Source organism: Dehalobacter sp. 12DCB1 (assembly GCF_004343605.1).
Classification (GTDB): domain Bacteria; phylum Bacillota; class Desulfitobacteriia; order Desulfitobacteriales; family Syntrophobotulaceae; genus Dehalobacter.
The window spans coordinates 221,822-245,564 of sequence record NZ_POSF01000002.1 but is presented as its reverse complement, the minus strand read 5'-3'; the positions used below and the strand labels follow the sequence as shown (position 1 = coordinate 245,564).

Sequence of the window (23,743 nt, the reverse complement as noted above, 5' to 3'; positions counted from 1 at the left end):
AGGCTGCTGCATTTGTAAACTTCCGGAATGCTCCATTTTTTACTTGCTAAACCTAATCAATCGGATTATTATTAGGTCTCGAATGATTCTCCATAAGGATGGACCTGTGGAGCTAATCCCGTTGTTTTTTACTCTGACAGGGTAAATCCTGATACGGGTAATGTTGGCGACAGATGGGCAGGTTGCTATAATTTGATAAATTATGCCAATTTGGTCATGGTTTTTCGGGGAGTCGTTATCACTGATAGTTAACCCTTTACCTTTTACCTGATCTGAATCTACAAAATCGATCTCTTTCTTCGTATCCGTTTCGAAGTTCAATTCCTGTTTCCATGATTCTGAGACTTCGTGCGCCACACGTTCCCAACTGAAACGTTCTTCAGCTAATCGCCTGCCTGTTTGCCCCATTTTACATCTGAGTTTCGGATCAGTTAGGAGGATTTTAAGTTTTTCTGCAAATTCAAGAGAATCCTCAGGTTGATCGACAAGTAAACCATTTTGATCAATCACAACTTCCGGATTACCGCCCCGTGCGGTCGTTAAAAATGGTAAGCCGGCAGCCATGGCTTCATAATGGACCCGGGCAAGCGGTTCCTGCCACTGAGATGGGCAGACAAAGATATCACTAGCCCAAAACCACTCGTGAATAACATCAGAGGATACATACCCTGTTGTTACGACAGGAAACTTAGCTTTCTCCGCTAAGGCGCGAACATAGGCCACATAATCGGTAACAGAGTCGACACTATACCATGTTCCGCCTACGATTACCAAGGCGATATTGGAATCCTTTATTGAAAGCTCGTTGATAGCCTGAATTAATAAGTCCGTACCCTTTTTGCGGGTTAAACGCCCAACAAACAATATGACTGTCTTATCTTCAAGCTGATAGCTGCTGCGTAGATTGTGACGAACCTGAGTTGCCCGGTTTGATGTTTCCCAAGGAATAAATTTTTTTAAGTCAACTCCTGAATAAATCGTGCGAACCTTGGGAGCAGCTTGAGGAAAGAGGTTGGAGATAGTCTTTCCGACATAATCACTTACTGTAATGATCCGTTCTACTTCTCTAATCGCAGTGAGTGCAGTCTGGCGATCAATTTTGTTAATATCAAACATATCATTATGCATGCTTAAAATTAATCGCGTGTAAGGTGCTACTTCACGAATTAAGGAAATGAGCCGGGGGCGATTAAAAACGTGTATGAGATCAAAGGATTCGTTTTTAAGAAAATTGATTACTCCAGCGGCATAAATTTCGAAGAAGTATTCGCTTTCAATTCTTACATACCGAATATTATTTTTATATTCCTCATTTGGCAATGTTGGGTCTGTCGTTCCTAAGATTGTTAAAGAATGCTGTTGACTCAATAACCCTGAAATACCATCGATATAGGTTTGAATGGCACCCCCGCGTACAGCCGGAACCGGCAATTTCTCCGTACAGATCATCAGTACTTTCAATTGATCTTCGTTCCCAAAAGATTTTTTGGGCACATCCTTTTGTTGCTGAATCTCGGATTCAGTCTTTTTAATCAACTTTGGGAGTGTACTGCTTTCCCTTAATGCTTTCATTGGCATTATCTCAAGCTTTTCTGGTTCCAATCCGGCATTTGCCCCATAATGCCCCGTTAGGAAATTCTCCTTGTCTAATGCTAATTCAGCAAGTGCCAATCCCTTTGTCTCTTCTAATAAATTGAGATGCGACATAAGTCCTTCTAAATGATTCGTTAGAAAATCTATAGGGCTGAACAGCATCTCTTTTAAGTGTTTATAGAACTCATTGGGGAATGCCAAATCATTTAATAAAATCTTGTAAGTTTCTCTATCGATCGGATTCGCATCATGGTAGGCGCTGATCATTCCCTGAATCCAGGGAACGTCCCACCTTCCTAAATCATCCATCGAACTTGAGATAAGCTTCCGAAGATCACGAATTGGCAGGTCGTAGGCAACTCCATCTAAATCGATCACCCAAAGACCACCGGTACCAAGTTGTCCGTTAGACCATCCATAGTCTTGGTGTACAAGTCCCCAGTGCTCTTCCCCCATCGCGAGTATTTGCTTATAAAATGGCTGCTCAAGGAGGGACAAAGCATCTAAGGCCTGGCCTTCAAATATATTGATAACGGAGAGCAGTGCTTGACTGCCCGGAATATCACTATTTGCTTTGGCTACATTGCGAAACCACCCTATTTTGGTAATTATTTTTTTGTAATAAGCGGTCCATCCAAATAATCGGGAAGCTCTATGAGAGCCAGCAGGTGGAGTATACCCACGTGTATGCCTATGAAACTCCCCAAGACCATAACATAAAGCCTTAGCACCGGAAAGGTCCTTACTCGCAGGAGTAAGAAATTCAATCCAATCTGTGACAATCCATAACTTACCTCCCCTTTCAACACAAAGTGCTCCTTCTTTGGTCTTTATTAATTCCGGAACTCTTCCCCCGTTTTTTACAATGTAATCCTGTGCCCCTACACTAAAGAGGCTTCTTGTTGGCTCGCGATGCAACAATTTTAAACTGCGAGGGCCCTTGTCGGTTTCTATTTTCCAGATGGCCCCGCCTTTATCCGGTTTAGACGTAATTAACGTTTTCGTGTGGATTTCCATGTCATAATAGGCCATAACCTGCTGTGCTAATTTATCTACTTCTGAAGGAACCCACATATCAAGGTTGACCCCAGTATTTTCTTGTTCTGAATCCCACGGCTGGATCAGATAGTCTTTCATATTTCCCGCACCCTTTCAAGTATATAATGTAATATATTCCAGGATATTGAAAAAGTGAAACAGGCATACCCCCCATGTCCTTTCCAGAATATGGAACAATTCATTTTCCATAGGAATACGATGTATAAACCGATATTCTATGAGATTGGATTGAAGGAATTAATGAGAATTTGCGTTGTAGGTGCAGGTTATGTAGGCCTCACAACAGCAGTGGCTTTAGCTGTTTTTGGCCATGAAGTTCAATATGTCGATATAGATCAAGAAAAAATTAATAATCTCCTCAAGATGAGTTCCAATATACGAACCGGGCTTAGAAGACTTGATTACCGAATATAGTCAAAAAAATATACTCTATTTTTCGAACAATGTCGTAGAGAGTATTAGGGTTTATCCAATTATATTAATTGCCGTCGGTACTCCTTCCCAAAACGATGGCACCTGCAATCTAAGTTTTCTTAAACGGGTTATCTGATTGCTGCAACGATTAATAGTTACAAAATTATCATTACCAAAAGTGCCGTTCCCCCTGGAACCAATGAATGGATTTACCAAACATTCCTTGAAATGGGCACCGACAAAGATTCATTTGATATTGTATCTAATCCGGAGTTTTTACGGGAAGGAAGAGCACTATGATCTTTCATCCCAATAAACTAGTTTTCGGAACAAAAACAGATAGGCCACTAAAAGTCCTGAAAGAGCTCTATCAAAACGAAAGCACACCCTTTATTCTCACAAACTTAACTGGAGATTGGTCAGAAGTTCAAGCGAGAATGAAGGTTTAAGGCAACAAATCATTGATATTCGAAGAAACAATTGGCTTCTTTAGAATGATTCTATATTATTAGTAATAAACACAAATCTTGTACCAATTGTGTAAAATGATCATATAGTATCAAAGCTATCGTCTTTCACCTAGCACAGTTCTTTAGGGGGAGATGAAGTTGATAAAATATAAAAAAGAAAGGAGCAAGATCATGCACAAAGATGAATTTCTAAAACAGGTTATCGATTCCTTAACCAACAATATTGACGTTTTAAAAGTAAAGGTAACGTATACGAATGGCGAAGTAATGAAATTCGCTTTCGACGAAGAAGATGACGATATCGACGATGACGACGAAGATGACGATGCAGAAGAAGTCGAATAAGCAGATAACCAAGAAGAACCAAAGTTATGATCAATACTACTAGTCAAGTGGAACAGAATTCTACTATTATACGAGAGTGCTGAAAAACTGTGTAAACCTCCGAATGCATAGGAATTTATGTAACGGAGGTTTTTCCGTGAGCAGAATTGACAAATTCAAACTCCGAAAACCAATTAGAGGGATCAACGGTCCTTAGTATATCTGCCAGTAACACTAGACTAAACTCGGTATTGATAATAACAAACGAAAAAGAAAGTAATTTTACCTATTCGTGACGACATCCCGACATAGAAGCGTTTATGCCTGCCGAGGCACCCCTTCGATACCGTCAAATGGTACCATGGCGCTCATATATATAAGAATACTAAATAACTACTTCAGCTAATGTCTGTTCAAGAGTATTCAAGTCCACCGGCTTTGCTAAATGTTTCTTGAACCCTGCTTCCTTGGCCCGTTCCAAATCATTCGGTTGGGCGTAACCAGAAAGTGCAATTAAGAATGTATCCTTAAGTTCCTTATCGCAGCAAAAGCTTTTAGCCACTTCATATCCATTTTTCCCTGGCAATCCAATATCACAAATCACCACTTGAGGCCGAAACTCTTTTGCTTTGTCTATACCCTCAGATCCGCTTAATGCTGCAATAGTTTCATGGCCCAAATAGCTTAGCAGGGAACATAAAATTTCAACAATATCTGGAATATCGTCTATAACCAGAATCCTGAGTGAATGAGCAGATGCTCTGTTAACCTTTGATTTATGTTCCTCATCGATGCCTTTTATCGGCAGACAAATTGTAAATTGTGTTCCATAGCCTAATCCTTCACTATGAGCGGTCACATTCCCACCATGTAGCTCCACCATTCCTTTGACAATAGCGAGGCCCAGACCTAAACCACCATTGCTACGATCCAGGGAGTTGTCGACCTGGACAAAAGGCGTGAAAAGATTTGGTAAGATTGCAGTTGGAATGCCCCTGCCCGTATCCTGAACTGTGATTACGGCCTCCTGTTTTTTCTCAACCATTACGAGGGTTTTATCCCCCTTAAGGGTAAATTTGGCTGCATTATGTAGCAGGTTACCAATTATCTGAGTCAGACGTGCTGAGTCTGCTTCAAGATAGATTGGGTCTGAAGTTAATTTGATTTCCAGTTCAACTTCCTTTTCCGAAAAATGCCCCTGGTAATCAGCCACAGCCTGTTGTACCACTCTGTTGAGTTCAACGCGTTCTTTTTTCAGTACAATCTTGTTTTGGGTAATACGGGTAACATCCAGTAGATCATCAACCAGCCGGGTAAGCTGTTCTCCTTGACGTTTAGCAATTTTCACAGCCCTTAGAGCTTGTTTATCACAGGTAGGCACTTGGTCCAAGAAAGAGAGACTCATCATGATTGAAGCCAGCGGATTTCTGAGCTCATGGGAAAGCATGCTGAGAAACTGATTTTTATTTTGATCCATTTTTTTCAGTTCCTCTACTAAAGCTTCACTTTCTTGCATAGCCTTTTTTTGGGATTCAATAAGTTGAAGCTTGGCTAAACCCATTTGTACCATCATTTCAGCTAATTGCCTGACATAATTCATAATTGAATCTACTTTGTCTTTTGTATAAATTGGTACTTTTTTTACTGCGTTTATATAGTCTTCTTCATTAAAACCACATTTTTCTGCCTGTCTGTGAAATTGTTCTATATCCGGCTCTTCAAATAAAAACTGTCCTGTATATACTGTGGCTAAGTGTTCCCCGTCAATAATGATTGGATAGGCTACATCAATCAGTCCATTATCGCATTTATAACAGATATTTGATTTATCATTAACATAATTAGAATCTATATATTTTTTTATATACAAATCACTTTTTTTGCATAAGAGTTCGGCGTGCTTATTTACTCTATGGAATTTTGTACAGATATCTTGCCAGCCAACAGCAATTAAGATATTTGCATCAGTATCAAGAACTGCTGATAAAATACCGGTTACTGAATAAAATCCTTCCATAAGATCTTGAAGTTTAGAAATATCAACCAATTCAGTAAATTTATATTTCATAATAACCCCCCAAAATTAAAATACCCGTATAACAAAAATCCCTTTAAAACATAATATCACTTCCTAAAAGAGTAATTTGTCGAAACACGTGTATTGAAGAATAATTGAAGCATGTAAAAATATATAATAAAACAAATATAATTTTTCGCAAAAAAATTAAGCACCCATCACAAGCACTTTTTTTGAGGTCTATATTTAAGAATCCGCTAATACCAGGGGGTTTCAATGGAATAAATCTTTACTGACAATTGAACAATTGGTGGCAGCAATGAGGGTTTAATGGCCTTTTTTTGTACTTTTCTAACTGTAAACAAAAAAACGGTCAAAGAACCGTTAGAAATTTGCTCCGAAAATTCTCAAACCCGTATGAATAGCGGGTTTTTGGACAAATTTTGGTGGAGGCGAGGGGACTTGCACCCCTGTATCGAAAGACAATACCAAAAGTATCTACGTGTGTAGCTCTCATTTTACTTCTCGCTTCGCTGGACTCCTGAAAGCGGGATTCCTTTGAAGCCAGTCTGATTCGTTTACCTGATTGACCTCAGACGGTGGTCTCACAGGATAGCCTGCTGTTTTGACACCCTGAACTCTTCACCGCAGACACAGAAGGCAGGATGTAGCAGCTTAAGCTGCTAAAGCGTAATTTGTTTTGTCAGTTATTGTTTGTCCGCTGTTTAACGAGGTCAAGCGGGATCTCGACACGCAACTCTTACCATTGCTCCCCCGAGCGAGTCTAAAACGCCCCCGAGAAAATGTAGCAATATCATTATACCATATCTCTACATTTTGACTAGTACTAACTTGAGAATTTTATTTAATGTTTACAGAAAATACAAACATCTTCCTTAAGAAGTATTACTCAGCCTATAGAATTTTATTTTTATTTATAATTTAATCCTCTACTTAATAATTAATTTTGTAATTTTTTTATTTTTTAAGCTTTACTTGCACTTTTTGTGTTATTTCAAAAATTATCCTAGGGTAATATCACCTCACATAATGAATGCTTAATTTTATTTAAATCATTTTAATTTAGTCACATCTCAATTTTTATTATCTCATGCTATTTTTAAGCATCTTATTTTAAGATATAATATTAGGTAACAATTTAACTATAAAGACTATAAATTTTGTATAAAATCGCTCGAGCAAAAAATCTTGAATACAAATTTTGATGGGCTTAGAAGAGATATTATGAAAAAGATTTTGAAAAGAAGAATTTTCCTGGCTGCTTCGACTCTGATCCTTGTATTCGCGTTTGTATTTATCATATCGGATCAAATGGTTGCCAATTATATGGTCGACACAACTTCGGAGCATACCGATACGCCCGGAGCAAGCTCCAGGGTCCTTGTCATTGCTCCGCACCCCGATGACGAGACACTGGGGGCGGGTATGCTCATCAAAAAGACGTTGGTTAATGGAGGTAAAGTAAAAGTGGTCCTTATGACCAATGGTGATGGTTATAGGGTCGCAGCCCATTTAGACTATACAAAAATGACGCTTACACCAAAAGAATATATCCATTTTGGCTATACGCGCCAGCAGGAATCAGTGAAAGCTTTGACATCATTGGGACTATCTGAAAGCGATATTATTTTCCTAGGTTATCCTGACGGCGGACTTGCCTCACTATGGTCTTCCAACTGGAGTTCACCGGACTCGTACACCAGTCCCTATACCCATGCAGACCGGTCACCCTATACCACCAGTTTTCAGAAAAACCGCCTGTATTGCGGAGCTTGTTATACCGAAATCCATATTTTCGCAGCCTGAATTCGGTCACTATGATCATGTCTTTATAGATGCGGAGTCCGCTTTTAATAGCCACCTAGCAGACAAAACTGCCTGGCGGATGATCGATACGCGCTAGCTGCCGCTGGATGCAGCCGTTGCGGCACACGCAGCACCGATCATTGCTGCGTTTTGGGCTTCGATAAGTGCTTCAATCGTCACAAAAGCATTGGTATAGATCACATCATTGTTATTTTTGAGGCTTTCCAACATCGTGCAAGAAACGAGCGACGCTGCTGTAAGAAAAATAGCCTCCTTGCCTAGCCAGCGGATATTTCGGTCTTCTCGGAGAACTTCACTTATTCCGAGTACCTCTCGCGCAGCTCTCTGGCTTTTATCTTCAAGCAAGGTAAGCAGACCGAGTGTTCCATAGTTATTGGCGTAGACTTTTAATTTATTTTGACCGAAGAAATCATACAGGATGCGGCATCTCGTAGCTTTAGCCTTACTGTTCTCATCACTCAGACTTAAGATGTGCGACAGGAATTGGAGTCCGTTTCCACGGCTAAAACCACATTCATGAAGCTCTTTGTACAGCTCTTCCATTTTGGCTGTGATACTCTGTACGGGTTTATCCGAAGCTGCAAGCAGGATTGAGACAGCATAATCATCACCAGAAGTCAGCCAGGGGTGATGTTTTTTCATTTCGGTGAAAATCTCATAGGCTTTGGCAATCCGAATATCGGCTTTTCGCGGTTCGCAATTCAAGAGCAATGTATAGGCGGTCACAGGCCTGTATGTGTAACTGCGGAACCCGTTTTCTTTGAGTTTTTCATCATAAGCAAGAAGGATATCCAGTTTTGTTTCCGGATCGGGAGAATTAACGAGCAGCAAGGTTGAATACAGAATGGATCTTTGTCTGAAACTCGAAAAAAATCCCAAATTCTTTTTGATATAGTCATTGACCCTTTCGATTTCTTTCCTGTCATAAGCCTTGTCTTTGGTTACATAAGACAAAGCAATCAGCGTATTAATACTGCTTGAATTTTTCCAGCGAAAATCTTTGGCAACCTGCTGATAGATGTTAATCAGATTTTCAGCTTTTTTTCGGAGATTGCTGTCCATTTCCCCGTCCCCTTTCCCCGAACTAACCCTTGTTTCTTTCTCTTAAATCCCGTTCCATTTGCCTTTTGGCATCCCGCTCGGCCAGATCATCCCGCTTGTCATAAGTTTTTTTGCCTTTGCATAGCCCAAGTTCAATTTTGGCCATGCCGTGCTTGAGATAGATCTTTAACGGGACAAGGGTCATTCCCTGTAGTTTAACCCTATCCCCCATCTTAATAATCTCGGTGCGATTAAGCAGCAGTTTTCTCTTCCGCAGCGGATCATGGTTGAACCTGTTCCCTTGTTCATACGGGCTGATATGCATCTGATTCAGCCAGACCTCACCCTTGATAATCTCAGCGTAACTGTCTTTGAGATTCACACGGCCGGCCCGGATTGACTTTATCTCGGTCCCCGTTAAGATGATCCCGGCTTCATAACTATCCTCGACAAAGAAATCGTGCCTGGCTTTTCTGTTTTCAGCGATGACCTTAATTCCCTCAGCCAATCTATTTCCACCTCGCTGCTTTATCTATTAATAATATTACCCGTTGTTGACCGCTCAGGCAATGGGTATTTCCTTGAGATTATTTTGAGAAAAAATCAATAAACCGACCTATGGGACCAGCAGCTGACGTCTTTCGATGAATTCCCGTATTTTTTTGGCCAATTCGTCCCGCGCTGCGCTCAACGGCAGATAGTGATCCTCATCTTTCCAGTAAACTGCATCGCAATAACGATCTCCGATGCTTTTCTGAATAAATTCACCGCTGGACGGATGGACTGTCCGGTCAGCTATACTCTGGACCATAAGCGTCGGACAGCTGACTTGGGGTAATTTTCCTTTCATTCGTTCAATAGCTTGGTTCAGGGAAGCAAATGTTATCACCGGTACCTGAATATAGGAAAAGTGTGGAAGTCCCTCGCTGTTCAGGTTGATCTCATTGTTTTTATGCGGCTTACCAACATATTCTATTTTCCCGATCAAGCTTTCGGCCTGATGCAGCTTTTCATCAACATAAATAATCGGGGCATTGATGGAGACTACACCGTCGATTCTGCCCTGAGCAGCCAGAGATAGTGCCAACAGTCCGCCCATGGAATGTCCGACGGCAAGGACTTTCTCACACGTTTTCTTTAATTGCTCAGCTGCTTCGGCAACAACTTGCTCCCAATCCTGCCAGGATGTCTTCTTCAATTCTTCTTCTGAAGTTCCATGACCGGGCAGAAGCGGGGCCTGGACTGTATATCCCCAATCCTTAAATCTTTCGCCAAGTGGCTTCATATCAATTGGGCAGGCCGTAAAGCCGTGAATCAGCAGGACCCCCGTCCTCCCGCCTAAAAAGTAAAAAGGTTTAACCAGCTCTTCTCGTGTAAACATGCTTCTACCTTCCACTTGCCAATATCAGGCAATAATGTCCTTATCGGTTTATTTAAACAGATTTTTTTGCTGAATGCAATGTCTTTGATTTTATGATGGTAAATTAAGCTTCGATGTTAGTCTTAAAGAATAAATAAAATTTCATACAAAATGGAAATGGAGATGCTTTAAAGGCATCTCCATATATTTCACTTGAAAACAATTGTTTGGACGGACCTAACCTCTTAGTGAAGGAAAGGAGCGATGATCAGGGAAATCGTTCCCATAACTTTAATCAAAGCATTCAGGGAAGGACCGGCAGTATCTTTGAACGGGTCGCCAACGGTGTCCCCAATAACAGCAGCAGCGTGAGCAGGAGTCCCCTTGCCGCCATGATGTCCGGATTCAATATATTTCTTGGCATTGTCCCAGGCACCACCGGCGTTGGCCATGAATACGGCCATCAGGAAGCCGGCAAATGTACCGCCTGCGAGCATTCCGCCCATGGCACTCTTGCCTAAAATAAATCCGACAAGTACCGGCGTACATACGGCCAGTAAACCAGGAGCGATCATTTGTCTGATTGCCGCTTTGGTCGAAATATCAACACAGGCTGCATAATCAGGTTTCGCTTTGCCTTCCATCAGTCCGGGGATTTCTCTGAATTGACGGCGGACTTCAGCAATCATGTCAAACGCAGCTCTGCCGACCGCCTGCATCGCAAAAGCGGAAAACAAAAATGGCAGCGCAGCACCAATAAATAGACCGATAATCGTCGTCGGCACAAGAATGTCAATCGCCTGAAGGTTTGCGAGTTCAGCAAAGGCGTTGAACAAAGCCAGCGCGGTAATTGCAGCTGATCCAATCGCGAAGCCTTTGGCTACGGCAGCCGTGGTATTTCCTACAGCGTCAAGTTTATCTGTCGTTTTACGCACACTCGGATCGAGTTCTGCCATTTCGGCAATACCGCCGGCATTGTCAGCCACCGGTCCGAAAGAGTCAATCGCAACGATGATTCCCGCTGTGGAAAGCATCGCCATTGCGGCCATCGCAATGCCATATATCCCTGCAACCTGATAAGCCACCAGGATCGCAGCACAAATCGTAATGACCGGTAGAGCCGTACTTTTTAAGCCGACAGCCAGACCCGTGATGATGTTCGTTGCTGCTCCGGTTTCGGAGGCCTTGGCAATCGACTGAGCCGGTTTCTTTTCATTGGATGTGTAGTACTCCGTGATCAGACCAATGATAATATTTACTGCAAGACCGCAGATAATGGCTAAGAATATTCTATTCGGTGTGAGTACGAGTCCCGATTCTGTGACAAAAGTTGCCGGCATCAGCAGATGGACTGCGGCAAAAGAAGCGATAGCTGTAATCACATTGGTTCCCCAAAGGCCCATGTTCAGAGCCATCTGTGGATTGGCCTTTTCTCCTGTGCGCACAAAGAAGCTGGCAATAATCGAGGCTAGAATACCGATCGCACCGATAACCAGGAAGATAGACTCCCCCATGCCGTGACCGCCGAAGACCGAGAAACCGATCAGCATGCCGGAAATGGCGGTTGCAGCATAAGATTCAAACAAGTCGGCACCCATACCTGCTGTATCGCCGACGTTGTCACCAACGTTATCAGCAATAACCGCCGGGTTGCGCGGATCATCTTCAGGAATTCCGGCTTCGACCTTACCTACGAGGTCCGCTCCAACGTCAGCTGCTTTGGTAAAAATACCGCCACCAACACGGGCGAACAGTGCAATTGCGCTTGCACCAAATGCGAATGAGTTGATAGTCTCCGCATCACCGAAGATCATGAATAGTCCGGCAACACCTAACAGACCCAGACCAGCCACAGAAAATCCCATAACTGCGCCTGCCCTGAATGACACGCCGAGCGCTTTGTTCAAACTGGTACGGGCAGCTTCTGTTGTACGGGCATTAGCTCTGGTTGTAATCCCCATGCCGACATAACCTGCAACACCTGAAGCTACTGCACCAACTAGAAAGGACAATGGTGCGGCAGCGTTACCTTTTAACGCAAATAAAGCAATAAAAATGATGACAACAATCGGGATAAGTGTTTTGTATTGACGATTGAGATAAGCCATCGCGCCGACTTGAATCGCTTTGGAAATTTCTTTCATTTTGTCATTTCCGGCGCTTTCCTTAAGTACATTTTTTGCAAAAAACAATGCCATGAGCAGCCCGATAATTCCTGCTCCTACGCCCAATAAGGGCATCTGTGAGAAATCCATTCCTACTACCTCCTAATAAATAACCACACGAAGTATGTTCCACGCAGCCTGGTGTGTTGACCTTATTCTATACCGAAAAATCCGTACAATTACGGATAAATCCGCAGGGTACGGGAGGGATCCTGCTGTTATCTTATTTCAAAAATACGGTCAGCCCCAGCGAACTTACAAGGAACAAAACGGCAAATACAACACCAAGTTTGGCAAATAAGCCTTCTTTACCCTTGGCAGCCTTACCAAAAAATTGCTCACCCGCTCCGGTAATCGAACCGGATAGACCAGCGCTTTTTCCTGGCTGCAGCAGAACTGTGGCGATTAACCCGAGAGAACTGATGATTAAAATTACAACGATTGCTATTGTCATATTTTCACCTCCCTCAAAGGTTTAAACCGTTATTTTACCCGGCTTTAACGATTTACAGCATATGTTTCCCTAGTCGGCATAAAATAGCATGTTTGTCTGATTATGGTCAGTATTGCTATTTTAGCACAGCCCCTGTGTTGACGCAAGAGAATACGGTCCGAATGGCCGGTTATTGCGGACAAAAGGCCCATCGCCGTCTGCGGATGGGCCAGGACAGATTATTTCAGCACTGCTTTGCCTTTGTAAATAGCAGTTAATCCGAGTTCTTCCTCAATCCGGAGAAGTTCATTGTATTTGACCAAACGGTCCGTCCGGGCCGGCGCGCCTGTCTTCAGCTGCCCGGCATTGACAGCCACGGCAATGTGGGCCAAAGAGACATCTTCTGTTTCTCCGGAACGGTGGGAGATAACCGTGGTATAGCCGGCTCTTTTCGCCATCTCAATCGTATCGAGGGTCTCGGTCAGGGTGCCGATCTGATTCAGCTTGATTAAGATGGAATTCCCGCACTTCTCCTGAATCCCGCGGCTAAGCCGTGTTGGATTCGTTACAAACAGGTCGTCCCCAACAAGCTGGATTCTGTTGCCGAGCCGTTCGGTAAGTTTGGCCCAGCCTTCCCAGTCTTCCTCCGACAAGCCGTCTTCAATCGAGACAATCGGGAATCTGCTGCATAAGTCTTCATAATAGGCAATCATTTCGTCTGCGGTTTTCGTCAACCCTTCACCTTCGAGAACATAAAGGCCGTCTTTATACATTTCGGTAGCCGCAGCATCAATGGCTAACATTACTTCTTCACCTGGTTTGTAGCCAGCCTTTTGAATGGCATCGACAATGACTTCCAAAGCTTCGGCATTGGAAGCAAGGTTCGGCGCAAAACCGCCTTCATCCCCGATAGCAGTTACCAGACCTTTACCCTTTAAGACGCTTTTCAGGGTATGGTAAATCTCCGAGCCCATCCTCATCGCTTCGGCAAAGCTGGCCGCTCCGACCGGCATGATCATAAATTCCTGAATATCCACATTATTGTCGGCATGTTTGCCGCCGTTCAGGATATTCATCATCGGTACGGGAAGCTCCTTGGCATTAATGCCGCCGATATACTGGTAAAATGGCAGTCCGAGATAAAGGGAAGCCGCTCTGGCTGCAGCCAGTGATACGCCCAAAATGGCATTGGCCCCAAGCTTGCTCTTGGTTTCCGTTCCGTCGATTTCCTGAAGGGTCCGGTCAAGCCCAGGCTGATCAAAGACATTGAGTCCTTCTATTTCCGGATCGATTACGTCATTGACGTTTTCGACCGCCTGAAGAACACCTTTGCCCTGATAACGGGTCTTGTCCCCGTCGCGCAGTTCCAGGGCCTCAAAAGCCCCAGTGGAAGCACCGGATGGTACAGCAGCCCGCCCCATCGTGCCGTCTTCCAGCACAACATCTACTTCAACCGTCGGAAAACCCCTGGAATCAAGAATTTCCCGCGCAATTACCTGGTCAATAAAACTCATCATCGTCACTCCTTCATTATTGGGTATACGTTATCAGCGTATACGTTTGTTTGATATTTATGGTTATGGTTATATAAAGGCATTCGCCTTAAACGGCTATAACATTCGCTATGGTCTTTTTACTGTTTCTGCCGAAGCAGTGATTTGCCGGTCATTTCGGCTGGAGCTTCAATATTTAGCAGTTCCAGCATCGTGGGCGCAATATCGCAGAGACTTCCTCCTTCCCGGAGAAGACGGTCTTTAGATGCATCATTCACCAGAATGAACGGTACCTTATTGGTGGTATGCGCCGTCAACGGCGAATTTGTTTCCTGATCAATCATGCACTCAGCATTTCCATGGTCTGAAGTGATCAATACGGTCCCTCCTCTGGCCTGAACCGCATTAACAATCTTCCCGATACAAACATCGACAGCCTCCAGGGCCTTGACCGCCGCTTCAAGGTAACCGGTATGTCCAACCATATCGGCGTTGGCAAAATTCAGGATGATTACATCATATGGGTCTTCCTGCAGTTTGGCAAGCAAGGTCTCGGTGATCCCGTAGGCGCTCATTTCCGGCTGCAGGTTGTAGGTAGGTACTCCCGGTGACGGGATCAAACAGCGGTCTTCTCCTTCGTCAGGCTCCTCTATTCCGCCATTAAAAAAGAATGTTACATGAGCATATTTTTCTGTTTCAGCGATGCGAAGCTGCCTTAGGCCTTTCTCTGCCAGAACCTCGCCGAGCGTATTTTCAAGGTTTTGCGGTGGAAAAGCCACCGGACAGTCAAAGTTGGCATCGTACTCGGTAAGGCAGACATAATGCACCCGGGGGTGTTTCGTCCGTCTAAAACCTTCAAAGTTTTCTTCAATAAAGGCCCGGGTAATTTCTCTGGCCCGGTCTGCCCGAAAATTAAAGAAAAGCACACTGTCGCCGTCTTCGATTACCGCCGCCGGACGGCCCGATTCATCCGTAATTACGGTTGGGTCAACAAACTCGTCGACAATCTTTTTGTCATAAGCTTTTTCTACAGCCGCCAGCGCATTACAGGCCATTGGGCCCTCTCCGGCTACAAGTGCTTTATATGCTTTCTCGACTCTGTCCCAGCGCTTATCCCTGTCCATTACATAATACCGCCCGCTGACGGTAGCGATTTTCCCTCTGCCAAGCTGTTTTAATTTATTTTCCAGCTGCCGGATAAATTCCTTAGCGCTTTGGGGAAGGACATCTCTGCCGTCAAGAACCGGATGAACATAAATCTTCTCTACACCGATCTCCACCGCCATGTCCAGCAGCGCAAACAAATGACGGATATGGGAATGGACGCCTCCGTCCGAAAGCAGTCCCAGTAAATGAAAAGTTTTTCCGGAATCCCTCGCTCGGGTCATCGCTTCGTGCAGTACTTCATTCTTGCCCAGGTCCCCTTCGTTAATTGCCTTGGAGATCCGTGTCAGTTCCTGATAGACAACCCGGCCGGCGCCAATGTTTAAGTGGCCGACCTCCGAATTGCCCATTTGTCCTTCCGGCAATCCCACAGCAGTGCCCGAAGCATTCAGCAGCGTATGCGGATAACTGTCCTGCAAACGGGAAAAATTCGGAATTTTCGCCAGTAACGTTGCATTTCCGTTCTTTTCTTTGCTGCAGCCCCAACCGTCCAGGATCATCAGCAGGAGCGGCCTCCCTGTTGCCTCGGACATCAAAATCACCTCACGCTGCCAATCAGTTCAGTAAATCCAAGGAAGTCCAGACTTGCTCCACCGACCAGCGCGCCATCAATATCCGGCTGATCCATCAGTTCGGCGATATTGGAAGCCTTGACACTTCCACCGTATAAAATTCGTATTTCCTGAGCGGCTTCAGCGGCGAGCCTCGCCAGGGTGGCACGGATTGTGGCACACATTTCCTGGGCATCCTGCGGAGATGCTGTCCTGCCTGTTCCGATAGCCCAAATGGGTTCATATGCAACAACAATCTTTCTGATTTCTTCGGGACTCAACTCCCTGAGGGCATTCTCAACCTGCCCTTGTACAAAGACTAGGGCCTGACCTGCTTCTCTCAAAGCCAGGTTCTCACCCACACACAGAATTGGCGTCAGTCCAAAGTCCAGTGCGGTCTTGACTTTTTTTGCTATAAGCGCGTCATCTTCTTTAAAATATTCCCTGCGTTCCGAGTGGCCGATAATCACATAGGTACAGGCTAGCTCTGTCAGCATAAGCGGCGATATCTCCCCGGTATACGCGCCTTGTGTCTCATAATACATATTTTGGGCGCCAATATGGATGATACTCTCTTCAAGTTCATCCTTTAAGGCAGCCAGCGCAGTAAACGGTGCACAAATTACCATTTCCGCGTTTGTTCCATTTTCCAGTTTCTCCAAACTTTCCAACAGTCCCGCGGCAAAATCTTTGGCTTCCTGTACCGTCTTATACATCTTCCAATTACCTGCAATGATAGGCTTTCTTGTCATCAGAGACCCCTCCCATAGCTTTTTTATCTGTAATATATTCCTATGCCTGATATTTTTATATCTCATTTTGTGATATTCATATCTCGCAGACTGATTCTTTGAATTCCACTAACACCAGAAATTGAGTCAATTTCAGTTTTCAGTTTTTTCTTTTAGTACTGCTACACCCGGCAGAATCTTTCCTTCCAGGAATTCGAGCGAAGCGCCCCCTCCGGTAGAAATATGCGTCAGTTTTTCTGCCACACCTACTTTTTCCACAGCAGCAACAGAGTCCCCACCTCCGACAATCGTTGTTCCCTGGCATCTAGCCAGCGCCAGTGCGATTTGTTCCGTGCCCCGCGCAAAGTTTTCCATTTCAAATACGCCCATCGGGCCGTTCCATATGACAGTCTTCGCAGGCAAAATCGCCTCTGCAAATAATTCAGTACTTGCCGGGCCAATATCCAAAGCCATTTCTTCCGGAAGAATATTGGAGACCTCTGCAACTCTGAACGGGGCGTCTGCTTTGAACTCCAGCGTAACGACTACATCCAGCGGAAGCATCAGTTTTACGCCGGTACTTTCGGCCTGCCGGAGAAGTTCGGCGGCCAGTTCCACCTTGTCCTCTTCAATCAGTGATTTCCCGACTTCCAGGCCCCGGGCCTTCAGGAACGTATTGGCCATCCCGCCTCCGATGATCAGAACATCCACCTTTTTCAGTAGATTTTCTATGACACCAATTTTATCACTGACCTTTGCTCCGCCAATAATCGCAGCAAATGGTCTGGTCGGCTGACCGAGCACCTGGCCAAGGATGTCGACTTCTTTTTTCATCAAGAATCCGGCATAAGCAGGTATATATTGGGCTATCCCTTCCGTTGAGGCATGCGCCCGGTGCGCCGCTCCAAACGCGTCATTCACGTAGATATCGGCTAAGCCAGCCAGGCTGCGTGCAAAATCAGGATCATTCTTTTCCTCTTCCTCATGAAATCTGACATTTTCCAGAAGCAAAACCTGCCCAACTTCCATACGTTCAACCAGTGCTGCAACCTCGGGCCCGATGCAATCAGGAGCGAGCTTCACTTCAGTGCCCAGCAGGATGCTTAAATGGGCTGCCGCAGGTGCCAGTGAATATTTGGGGTTCACTTTGCCTTTAGGTCTTCCGAAGTGAGAAGCTAAAATGACTTTAGCACCGTTTTCTTTCAGATAACGGATCGTCGGAAGTGCAGCCCTGATTCTGGTATCATCCGTAATATTTTGCTGATCGTCCATCGGAACATTAAAATCCACGCGTACGAAAACGCGCTTTCCCTTTACGTCTATTTCATCGATTCCGATTTTATTCATCGTTATATCTCCCTCTTTTTCTCATATGTTTGAGGAACAGGTTTAGTTTCCCTTTTCCCTTATTTTCTTATTCGGTCGTATGCTCAGAATATTATTTTTCGGATTCCTTCTGTTCAAATGAACATATTTTTTTTGTTTTTATGTTTTATTTTAACATGTTTTTGTTTGTTTGCGCATGTTTTTTTCATCAAAAAAACCGGCCGTAGCCAGTTTTCGAGATTAAGCTTACCAGCTTTTTTTCGATTTCCAAAACTCCGGTGTCAGAAAAACCAATAGGGTAAAGAGTTCCAGCCTGCCCAGCAGCATACACACTGTCAAAACAATTTTCCCGAAAGGTTCAATCGGTGCATAGGTAAACATCGGTCCGACGACGCCAAACCCTGGTCCAACATTGCTGAGATTCGCAATAACTGCCGACATCGCATCAAAAGGCTCCAGCCCTGTACCGGCCAGAAGAATAGACCCGATAGCAAACGTCAGAAAGTAAACAAAGAAAAACCGCCCCACATTACTCAGCACTGCCGTGTCAATCACTTTATCCTGAACAACAATATTGACTACCAGGCGCGGATGAATCGCTTGTCTGAGCTGAGCCAGGCCCATTTTGACCAATAGGATCACTCTGGACACTTTTAAACCGCCCGCAGTGGATCCGGCACTCGCACCGATGAACATTAAAAAAAATAAAATCAATTTCGCCAGCCCCGACCACTGGTCAAAATCAGTAGATGCAAATCCGGTAGTCGTCATCAGCGCCACCACTTGAAAGACAGAATGTCTCAGAGCCGCAAGTGATCCCCAGCCTTGCTGGATGACAAGTGAACCGGCGATAATGAGCGTAGACACAGCAACTATTAAAAAATAATATTTTAATTCCGTATCTTTGAGCGGACGCAAAGAACGTTTCCGCCAAGCATGGACGAAAAGACTGAAGTTTGAACCTGCGATAAACATAAAAATGGTCAGAACAAGCTCAATAGGGAAAGAATTGTAGGCAGCAATACTTGCCGAGCGTGTGGAGAAGCCGCCTGTCGCCATAGTGGCGAAAGCATGGTTCACCGCATCAAAAAGGGACATCCCCGCGAACAACAGCAGCACAATCGTCGCCACTGTAAGCCCTGCATAGATCCCCCAGAGAATCAGCGCGGTATCTTTGATTCTCGGAACAATCTTCTCGGAAATCGGTCCAGGGACTTCGGAGTTAAAAATGTGGACTGCCCCAATGCCAAGGTTCGGGAGGAGTACAATAAACATCACGATGATCCCCATCCCGCCCATCCAGTGGGTCAGGCTGCGCCAGAAAAGAATGCTCCTGGGCAGAACCTCCAGATTACTCAATACGCTTGATCCCGTCGTTGTCAGGCCGGAAACCACTTCAAATAACGCATCAATATAGGTCGGAACGACGCCGGAAATAATAAAAGGCAGCGCCCCAAACAGCGATGCAAAAATCCAGGCTCCCCCGACAACTGCAAAGCCTTCCCGCACGCTGATTTTGCCTTCAACTTTTCCATGCAGGCGCATAACTGTTCCGACAATGATGGTAATGCAAAAAGAAATCAGAAAAGCCCAGCCGACCTCCTCCTGAAAGAACAGGGCGACAGCAATCGGAACAACCATGGCAAAACTGTAGGCAATCAAGAACCTTCCCAAGATATTTTCCAGCAGCGTAAAATTCATGATCCTGATTCTCCGTTAAAAGAATTTATTGACCTTAATGATCGTATCAGGCAGTGCAAAGATTATCGCCTGGTCACCGGGCATCAGAACGGATTCACCGTTTGGCACGTAAACCCGGCCTTGATGCAGGACTGCTCCAACCAGACAATTGTAGGGAAACCTGACCTCTTTCAGCTTCTTGCCGGCAACTTTGGACGTCGGAGATATGCCGATTTCCATAGCCTGCGCTTTGGCCCCTTCCAGCAGCGCCACGGAAATAAATTTACCCCTGCGGACCTGGCTCAGAATAAAACCGGCTGTGATCAATCTTGGCGATAAGACAGAATCCACCCCTACCTTTTCCATCAGGGGAATATACTCCGTTCTTCCTACCCGGCAAATTGTTTTCTGGGCACCCAGATCTTTGGCCATCAGGGCCAGCAGCAGATTCAGCTTATCGTCATCTGTCAGACAGACTACGGCATCGGCATCGCCGACCCCTTCTTCCATCAACAGATCAACGTCGGTTCCTTCTCCGCAGTACACAGTTCCCTTTTTGAGGCTTTTGGCCAAGGCCTGACACCGTTCCGGATTCTTGTCGATCACCTTGACGATCATACCTGCCTTTTCGAGCAGAATGGCCAGATTGCGGCCAATTCGGCCGGCTCCGATGATCATAACTTTTTTGACCGGGACCATTTTTTCGGTAAACTCATCCTGGATCTCATTTAAAACTTGCGGATCGCCGACAAGAAAAACATTATCGCTTGGCTTCAGCATCTCCGCGCCGTTCGGTATGATCATCCTATTCTTACGCAGAATGCCGACAATTAAAATATCTTTCGGAAGATTCAGTTCGGAAATCGGGATATTTGTATGCGGTGATTCTGGCCGGATCCTTACTTCCAACAATCTGACTTTTCCATCGGCAAAATCCTCGACCTCTAGTGCTGCCGGAATAAATAAGATCCTGCTTATTTCAACCGCAGTAACATGTTCAGGGTTAATCGTCAGATCGATCCCCAAAGAACGATGGAATTCGGCTTCCTCTTTACCGATATATTCACTATTGCGGATTCGGGCGATTGTTTGATGTATTCCAGCCTGTTTCGCTGCCATACACGCCACCATGTTCACTTCATCACTGTCGGTGACAGCAATCATCAAGTCTGCCGACCGGACATCCGCGTTCATCAAGACCCTGGGACTCGCTCCATTCCCTTGAATAGTCATGACGTCAAGGCTGTTCTGGATGATATTCCGGCGTGTTTCATCTTCCTCAATAACAATGACATCATGATCTTCATCAACGAGGTACTGCGCCAGACCGAAACCAACCTTTCCAGCTCCCACAATGACTACCCGCACGTTAACCCCTCCGGTTCCTATAACTGTTTTAGAGCTACAATATAGCACAAACCAAAGAATTTCAACAGTATTTTCTCATGATCTATGAAATTAATTTACATCTAATCCTGCAGTATCTTGGCGATCCGGACAATATGCTCCCCAATTTTATACAGCCAGCTGTTCAATTCCTGCATACTACCTTGACCATCTTTGGAGACCCCGCAAGTCAGGCTGTTCTGAACTTGATTATAGATTTCAATAATATCCTGATGGGCTTCAATAATCAACGAAGCAAGGGCCTGATCTCCTCTTTCCAGATAGCGCAGCAGGGTCAAGAAATTACTGGATACGGCAATGTACAATTCTCCGGCCTTTTCCTGGTTAGCCTTTCCAACCGTTATTGGGTCGACATGAATCCTGGCCCCCAGCCTGGCCATCACAATCAGGCTGTCGGCAATATATTCAAGTTCTTTAATGATCAACTGGTAGCTATGGCTCTCAACAATTTGTTCCCGGGTCATATTCCGGCGAAATAATTCCGTAAAGAATTTCGATAGTTCCTGATAGTGCCAGTCTACTTCACGTTCTGTCCGTTCCAGTTCCTGAAGTATTTTTGTATCCCCGTAAAAGATGATTCGCGGCAGTATTTGAACCATATTCTCAAGGATATTATTCGCCAACCAGCGGATTTCCTGTCTTGCTTGAGTCAAGGCAACTGCCGGCAATTCAGGAGCTGCCTTAGTAATGTATATCAGCCTTGGTTTTTTACCTTCGTCCCTTCGCAGCGGGATTAGCTTAAGCAGCCATTTGCTTAAGATTTTGTTTAAAGGCAGAAATAAAATCACCATCAGGACTGCTGAAAAAAGATGCGTATTCGCTACCTGCCGGGGCAGGTCCGCAGCACTCCATTCTATGAACTGAGTAAAGTACGCAAAAAACGGCAGCAGGATTACAGCTGCAGCAAGACGATAAAGCGTGTTGGCTGCGGCTACCCTAACCGCATCGGCCCGTTCAGCGCTGAGGGAGGAAAACAAAGTCGTCAGCGTCCCCCCGATATGGGCCCCCATGACCAGCGGGATGACCGACTCCATAGACAGCAATCCGTGTGTAGAGAGGGAAATTAGAATTGCCAGAAACGCAGCACTGCTCTGCAGCAATGCTGTTACAACCATACTTACGGCTATACCAAGAATCGGGTTTGTCCCGAACTGGGAGAGGAATGCATCGACATCCGGCGAGCTTTTCAACGGTGAAAATGCTCCAGAAAGCAAAGACATGCCGACAAAGATACAACCAAAACCAATCATGGCTTGTCCGATGCTTTTGCCCAGAGTGGTTCTGATAAGAAAAAACATGATAAATCCAATGAAAAGCAGCAAAAGTGCAAAATTCAGGATTGGGAAAGAGATTAATTGAATGACAATCGAGGTCCCGACTGCTGACCCTAGAACAACTCCGAGCGCCTGCGTCAGCGTCATCAGACCTGAATTGACAAATTCGACGATCATGACCGTTGTCGCGGTACTGCTTTGCAGTGCGACTGTCATCACAATTCCGAACAGGGTAGCCGCCCAAGGCTTTCTAGTCAAAGAAGCCAGGATGTTTTTTAACTTTTTCGCGGCAATTTTCTGCAGCCCTTCCGAAGTAACATTAACCCCGTATAGAAACAGTCCCAGTCCGCCTAGGAATTGCATTACCATCGTGGTCGTAAACATTTGCTTTAATTCTTTCCTTTACTAGGCTGTGGTTTGTTCTTATCCGTTTGGATCTTTTCAGCAATCTCTTCAATCTTGCGCAGTCTGTGATTAACGCCTGATTTACCAACTTTTGGGGTCAGAATTTCACCCAGTTCTTTCAAGGTATAATCCGGGAATTCCAGACGCAGGCAAGCAATCTCCTGCAGATTCTCCGGCAGGGCTTTGAGTCCGATGGTCCTTTCAATCAGCCGAATGTTTTCTAATTGACGTACTGCGGCATCCACCGTCTTATTCAGATTGGCAGTCTCACAATTAACAATCCGGTTGACCTGGTTGCGCATTTCTTTGATGATCCGGATATTTTCAAACTCAAATAGCGCCTGGTGGGCACCAATCAGAGCAAGAAACTCGACGATATGTTCACTCTCCTTTAAATAAACCACATGGAAATTCTTACGGGTACTGACCTTCGCCTTAAGATCAAATTTGTTCAAGAGTTCGCTCAAGTCTCTTGCCAGAACCGGATCATTCGTGATAATCTCCATATGATAATTACCCTCGGGGTTACTGATCGAGCCTCCGGCCAGAAATGCTCCCCGGAGGTAAGCCTTCTGGTCACATTTTTTGGCAATAAGCTTCTTATCAATTCCAGCCTGGATTTCTCCCTCTTTATTAAACAATCCGAGTCTTTGCAGATCGCTCATCTCTCTGGGATAAATCTTTACCAGATAAGAATTGTTTTTCTTCAGCCTTAACTTTCGCCTGACCACGATATCGGCTGGCAGATGCAGGGATTCTTTGGCCAGGTTATATATTTTTCGCGCTACAGGAGCGCTTTCAGTGATCACGTTCAGGGAATATTTCTGATTCGTGCTGATCTGCAGTGTTCCATCCATGCGGATAAGCGAAGCCAGCTCGGCCAACTCACAGCAATCCTTCTGCAACTCCAGTCTGGCTAGTTCTTCTTTGGTTATGGCACTAAACGACATACCATCAACTCCGACCCTTCGAAATAAATATCCTTTTT

General features: G+C 44.9%; 20 protein-coding genes and 1 other RNA gene. 5 read left to right on the top strand and 16 right to left on the bottom strand.

Going from position 1 to position 23,743, the window contains the following annotated elements:
- Positions 1 to 39 precede the first annotated feature (39 nt).
- Positions 40 to 2,730 carry a CotS family spore coat protein gene (locus tag C1I38_RS01785; protein ID WP_119775608.1) on the bottom strand — a complete coding sequence of 897 codons (2,691 nt, stop codon included), beginning with the start codon at positions 2,728 to 2,730 and terminating at the stop codon, positions 40 to 42.
- Between the two features lie 54 nt (positions 2,731 to 2,784).
- Between C1I38_RS01785 and C1I38_RS14185 the strand changes: the two genes are divergently transcribed.
- From C1I38_RS14185 to C1I38_RS01775, 4 genes are all read left to right on the top strand, one after another.
- Positions 2,785 to 3,066, top strand: coding sequence for a 3-hydroxyacyl-CoA dehydrogenase NAD-binding domain-containing protein (locus C1I38_RS14185; RefSeq protein ID WP_243109274.1), 282 nt, complete (start codon positions 2,785 to 2,787; stop codon positions 3,064 to 3,066).
- On the top strand, positions 3,050 to 3,202 hold the full coding sequence (locus tag C1I38_RS14325; RefSeq protein ID WP_282432336.1) for a hypothetical protein: 153 nt from the start codon (positions 3,050 to 3,052) through the stop codon (positions 3,200 to 3,202). Before C1I38_RS14185 ends, C1I38_RS14325 begins: the two co-directional genes overlap by 17 nt.
- Positions 3,199 to 3,366, top strand: a complete 168-nt coding sequence (locus tag C1I38_RS14320) for a hypothetical protein (RefSeq protein ID WP_348980873.1) — start codon at positions 3,199 to 3,201, stop codon at positions 3,364 to 3,366. Before C1I38_RS14325 ends, C1I38_RS14320 begins: the two co-directional genes overlap by 4 nt.
- Positions 3,367 to 3,668: 302 nt before the next feature.
- Entirely contained in the window at positions 3,669 to 3,881 is a 213-nt protein-coding gene (locus tag C1I38_RS01775; protein WP_119775606.1) for a hypothetical protein, read from the top strand.
- Positions 3,882 to 4,245: 364 nt separating this feature from the next.
- Here C1I38_RS01775 and C1I38_RS01770 read toward each other — a convergent pair whose 3' ends face one another.
- Together C1I38_RS01770 and ssrA are read right to left on the bottom strand one after the other, a co-directional pair.
- Positions 4,246 to 5,928 carry a PocR ligand-binding domain-containing protein gene (locus C1I38_RS01770; RefSeq protein WP_119775604.1) on the bottom strand — a complete coding sequence of 561 codons (1,683 nt, stop codon included), beginning with the start codon at positions 5,926 to 5,928 and terminating at the stop codon, positions 4,246 to 4,248.
- A gap of 393 nt (positions 5,929 to 6,321) precedes the next feature.
- Positions 6,322 to 6,674: a transfer-messenger RNA gene (ssrA, locus tag C1I38_RS01765) on the bottom strand.
- Between the two features lie 448 nt (positions 6,675 to 7,122).
- Between ssrA and C1I38_RS01760 the strand changes: the two genes are divergently transcribed.
- The gene (locus C1I38_RS01760; RefSeq protein ID WP_243103697.1) at positions 7,123 to 7,704 is read left to right on the top strand and encodes a PIG-L family deacetylase; all 582 of its coding nucleotides are present in this window, start codon (positions 7,123 to 7,125) and stop codon (positions 7,702 to 7,704) included.
- 93 nt (positions 7,705 to 7,797) lie between these two features.
- Here C1I38_RS01760 and C1I38_RS01755 read toward each other — a convergent pair whose 3' ends face one another.
- The 13 genes from C1I38_RS01755 to whiA form a co-directional block, all read right to left on the bottom strand.
- Entirely contained in the window at positions 7,798 to 8,787 is a 990-nt protein-coding gene (locus tag C1I38_RS01755; protein ID WP_119775602.1) for a DUF4003 domain-containing protein, read from the bottom strand.
- A gap of 22 nt (positions 8,788 to 8,809) precedes the next feature.
- Complete coding sequence (gene smpB, locus C1I38_RS01750) at positions 8,810 to 9,274, bottom strand: SsrA-binding protein SmpB (protein ID WP_119775601.1); 465 nt, start codon at positions 9,272 to 9,274, stop codon at positions 8,810 to 8,812.
- 108 nt (positions 9,275 to 9,382) lie between these two features.
- A complete protein-coding gene (locus C1I38_RS01745; RefSeq protein ID WP_119775599.1) occupies positions 9,383 to 10,147 on the bottom strand; it encodes an alpha/beta fold hydrolase in 765 nt (254 codons plus the stop codon).
- Positions 10,148 to 10,371: 224 nt separating this feature from the next.
- Entirely contained in the window at positions 10,372 to 12,381 is a 2,010-nt protein-coding gene (locus C1I38_RS01740) for a sodium-translocating pyrophosphatase (protein ID WP_119775598.1), read from the bottom strand.
- Between the two features lie 133 nt (positions 12,382 to 12,514).
- On the bottom strand, positions 12,515 to 12,745 hold the full coding sequence (gene secG, locus C1I38_RS01735; protein WP_119775596.1) for a preprotein translocase subunit SecG: 231 nt from the start codon (positions 12,743 to 12,745) through the stop codon (positions 12,515 to 12,517).
- 218 nt (positions 12,746 to 12,963) lie between these two features.
- Positions 12,964 to 14,238 carry a phosphopyruvate hydratase gene (gene eno / locus C1I38_RS01730; RefSeq protein ID WP_119775594.1) on the bottom strand — a complete coding sequence of 425 codons (1,275 nt, stop codon included), beginning with the start codon at positions 14,236 to 14,238 and terminating at the stop codon, positions 12,964 to 12,966.
- A gap of 119 nt (positions 14,239 to 14,357) precedes the next feature.
- Complete coding sequence (gpmI, locus tag C1I38_RS01725) at positions 14,358 to 15,914, bottom strand: 2,3-bisphosphoglycerate-independent phosphoglycerate mutase (RefSeq protein WP_119775592.1); 1,557 nt, start codon at positions 15,912 to 15,914, stop codon at positions 14,358 to 14,360.
- 5 nt (positions 15,915 to 15,919) lie between these two features.
- The gene (gene tpiA / locus C1I38_RS01720; protein ID WP_119775591.1) at positions 15,920 to 16,684 is read right to left on the bottom strand and encodes a triose-phosphate isomerase; all 765 of its coding nucleotides are present in this window, start codon (positions 16,682 to 16,684) and stop codon (positions 15,920 to 15,922) included.
- 132 nt (positions 16,685 to 16,816) lie between these two features.
- On the bottom strand, positions 16,817 to 18,010 hold the full coding sequence (locus C1I38_RS01715) for a phosphoglycerate kinase (protein ID WP_119775589.1): 1,194 nt from the start codon (positions 18,008 to 18,010) through the stop codon (positions 16,817 to 16,819).
- A gap of 225 nt (positions 18,011 to 18,235) precedes the next feature.
- Complete coding sequence (locus C1I38_RS01710; RefSeq protein WP_119775587.1) at positions 18,236 to 19,690, bottom strand: TrkH family potassium uptake protein; 1,455 nt, start codon at positions 19,688 to 19,690, stop codon at positions 18,236 to 18,238.
- A gap of 15 nt (positions 19,691 to 19,705) precedes the next feature.
- Positions 19,706 to 21,037 (bottom strand): Trk system potassium transporter TrkA, encoded by a 1,332-nt coding sequence (trkA, locus tag C1I38_RS01705; RefSeq protein WP_119775586.1) that lies wholly within the window; start codon positions 21,035 to 21,037, stop codon positions 19,706 to 19,708.
- A gap of 101 nt (positions 21,038 to 21,138) precedes the next feature.
- On the bottom strand, positions 21,139 to 22,734 hold the full coding sequence (locus tag C1I38_RS01700; RefSeq protein WP_119775584.1) for a Na/Pi cotransporter family protein: 1,596 nt from the start codon (positions 22,732 to 22,734) through the stop codon (positions 21,139 to 21,141).
- A gap of 5 nt (positions 22,735 to 22,739) precedes the next feature.
- Positions 22,740 to 23,705 (bottom strand): DNA-binding protein WhiA, encoded by a 966-nt coding sequence (gene whiA, locus C1I38_RS01695; RefSeq protein ID WP_119775582.1) that lies wholly within the window; start codon positions 23,703 to 23,705, stop codon positions 22,740 to 22,742.
- Positions 23,706 to 23,743: the final 38 nt, after the last annotated feature.

Excerpts from the sequence above, each read along its gene's own strand:
- C1I38_RS01785 (WP_119775608.1), bottom strand. The coding sequence starts at position 2,730 with ATGAAAGACTATCTGATCCAGCCGTGGGATTCAGAACAAGAAAATACT.
- C1I38_RS01775 (WP_119775606.1), top strand. The coding sequence starts at position 3,669 with ATGAAGTTGATAAAATATAAAAAAGAAAGGAGCAAGATCATGCACAAA.
- C1I38_RS01770 (WP_119775604.1), bottom strand. The coding sequence starts at position 5,928 with ATGAAATATAAATTTACTGAATTGGTTGATATTTCTAAACTTCAAGAT.
- C1I38_RS01760 (WP_243103697.1), top strand. The coding sequence starts at position 7,123 with ATGAAAAAGATTTTGAAAAGAAGAATTTTCCTGGCTGCTTCGACTCTG.
- C1I38_RS01755 (WP_119775602.1), bottom strand. The coding sequence starts at position 8,787 with ATGGACAGCAATCTCCGAAAAAAAGCTGAAAATCTGATTAACATCTAT.
- C1I38_RS01745 (WP_119775599.1), bottom strand. The coding sequence starts at position 10,147 with ATGTTTACACGAGAAGAGCTGGTTAAACCTTTTTACTTTTTAGGCGGG.
- C1I38_RS01740 (WP_119775598.1), bottom strand. The coding sequence starts at position 12,381 with ATGGATTTCTCACAGATGCCCTTATTGGGCGTAGGAGCAGGAATTATC.
- secG (WP_119775596.1), bottom strand. The coding sequence starts at position 12,745 with ATGACAATAGCAATCGTTGTAATTTTAATCATCAGTTCTCTCGGGTTA.
- eno (WP_119775594.1), bottom strand. The coding sequence starts at position 14,238 with ATGAGTTTTATTGACCAGGTAATTGCGCGGGAAATTCTTGATTCCAGG.
- gpmI (WP_119775592.1), bottom strand. The coding sequence starts at position 15,914 with ATGTCCGAGGCAACAGGGAGGCCGCTCCTGCTGATGATCCTGGACGGT.
- tpiA (WP_119775591.1), bottom strand. The coding sequence starts at position 16,684 with ATGACAAGAAAGCCTATCATTGCAGGTAATTGGAAGATGTATAAGACG.
- C1I38_RS01715 (WP_119775589.1), bottom strand. The coding sequence starts at position 18,010 with ATGAATAAAATCGGAATCGATGAAATAGACGTAAAGGGAAAGCGCGTT.
- C1I38_RS01710 (WP_119775587.1), bottom strand. The coding sequence starts at position 19,690 with ATGAATTTTACGCTGCTGGAAAATATCTTGGGAAGGTTCTTGATTGCC.
- C1I38_RS01700 (WP_119775584.1), bottom strand. The coding sequence starts at position 22,734 with ATGTTTACGACCACGATGGTAATGCAATTCCTAGGCGGACTGGGACTG.
- whiA (WP_119775582.1), bottom strand. The coding sequence starts at position 23,705 with ATGTCGTTTAGTGCCATAACCAAAGAAGAACTAGCCAGACTGGAGTTG.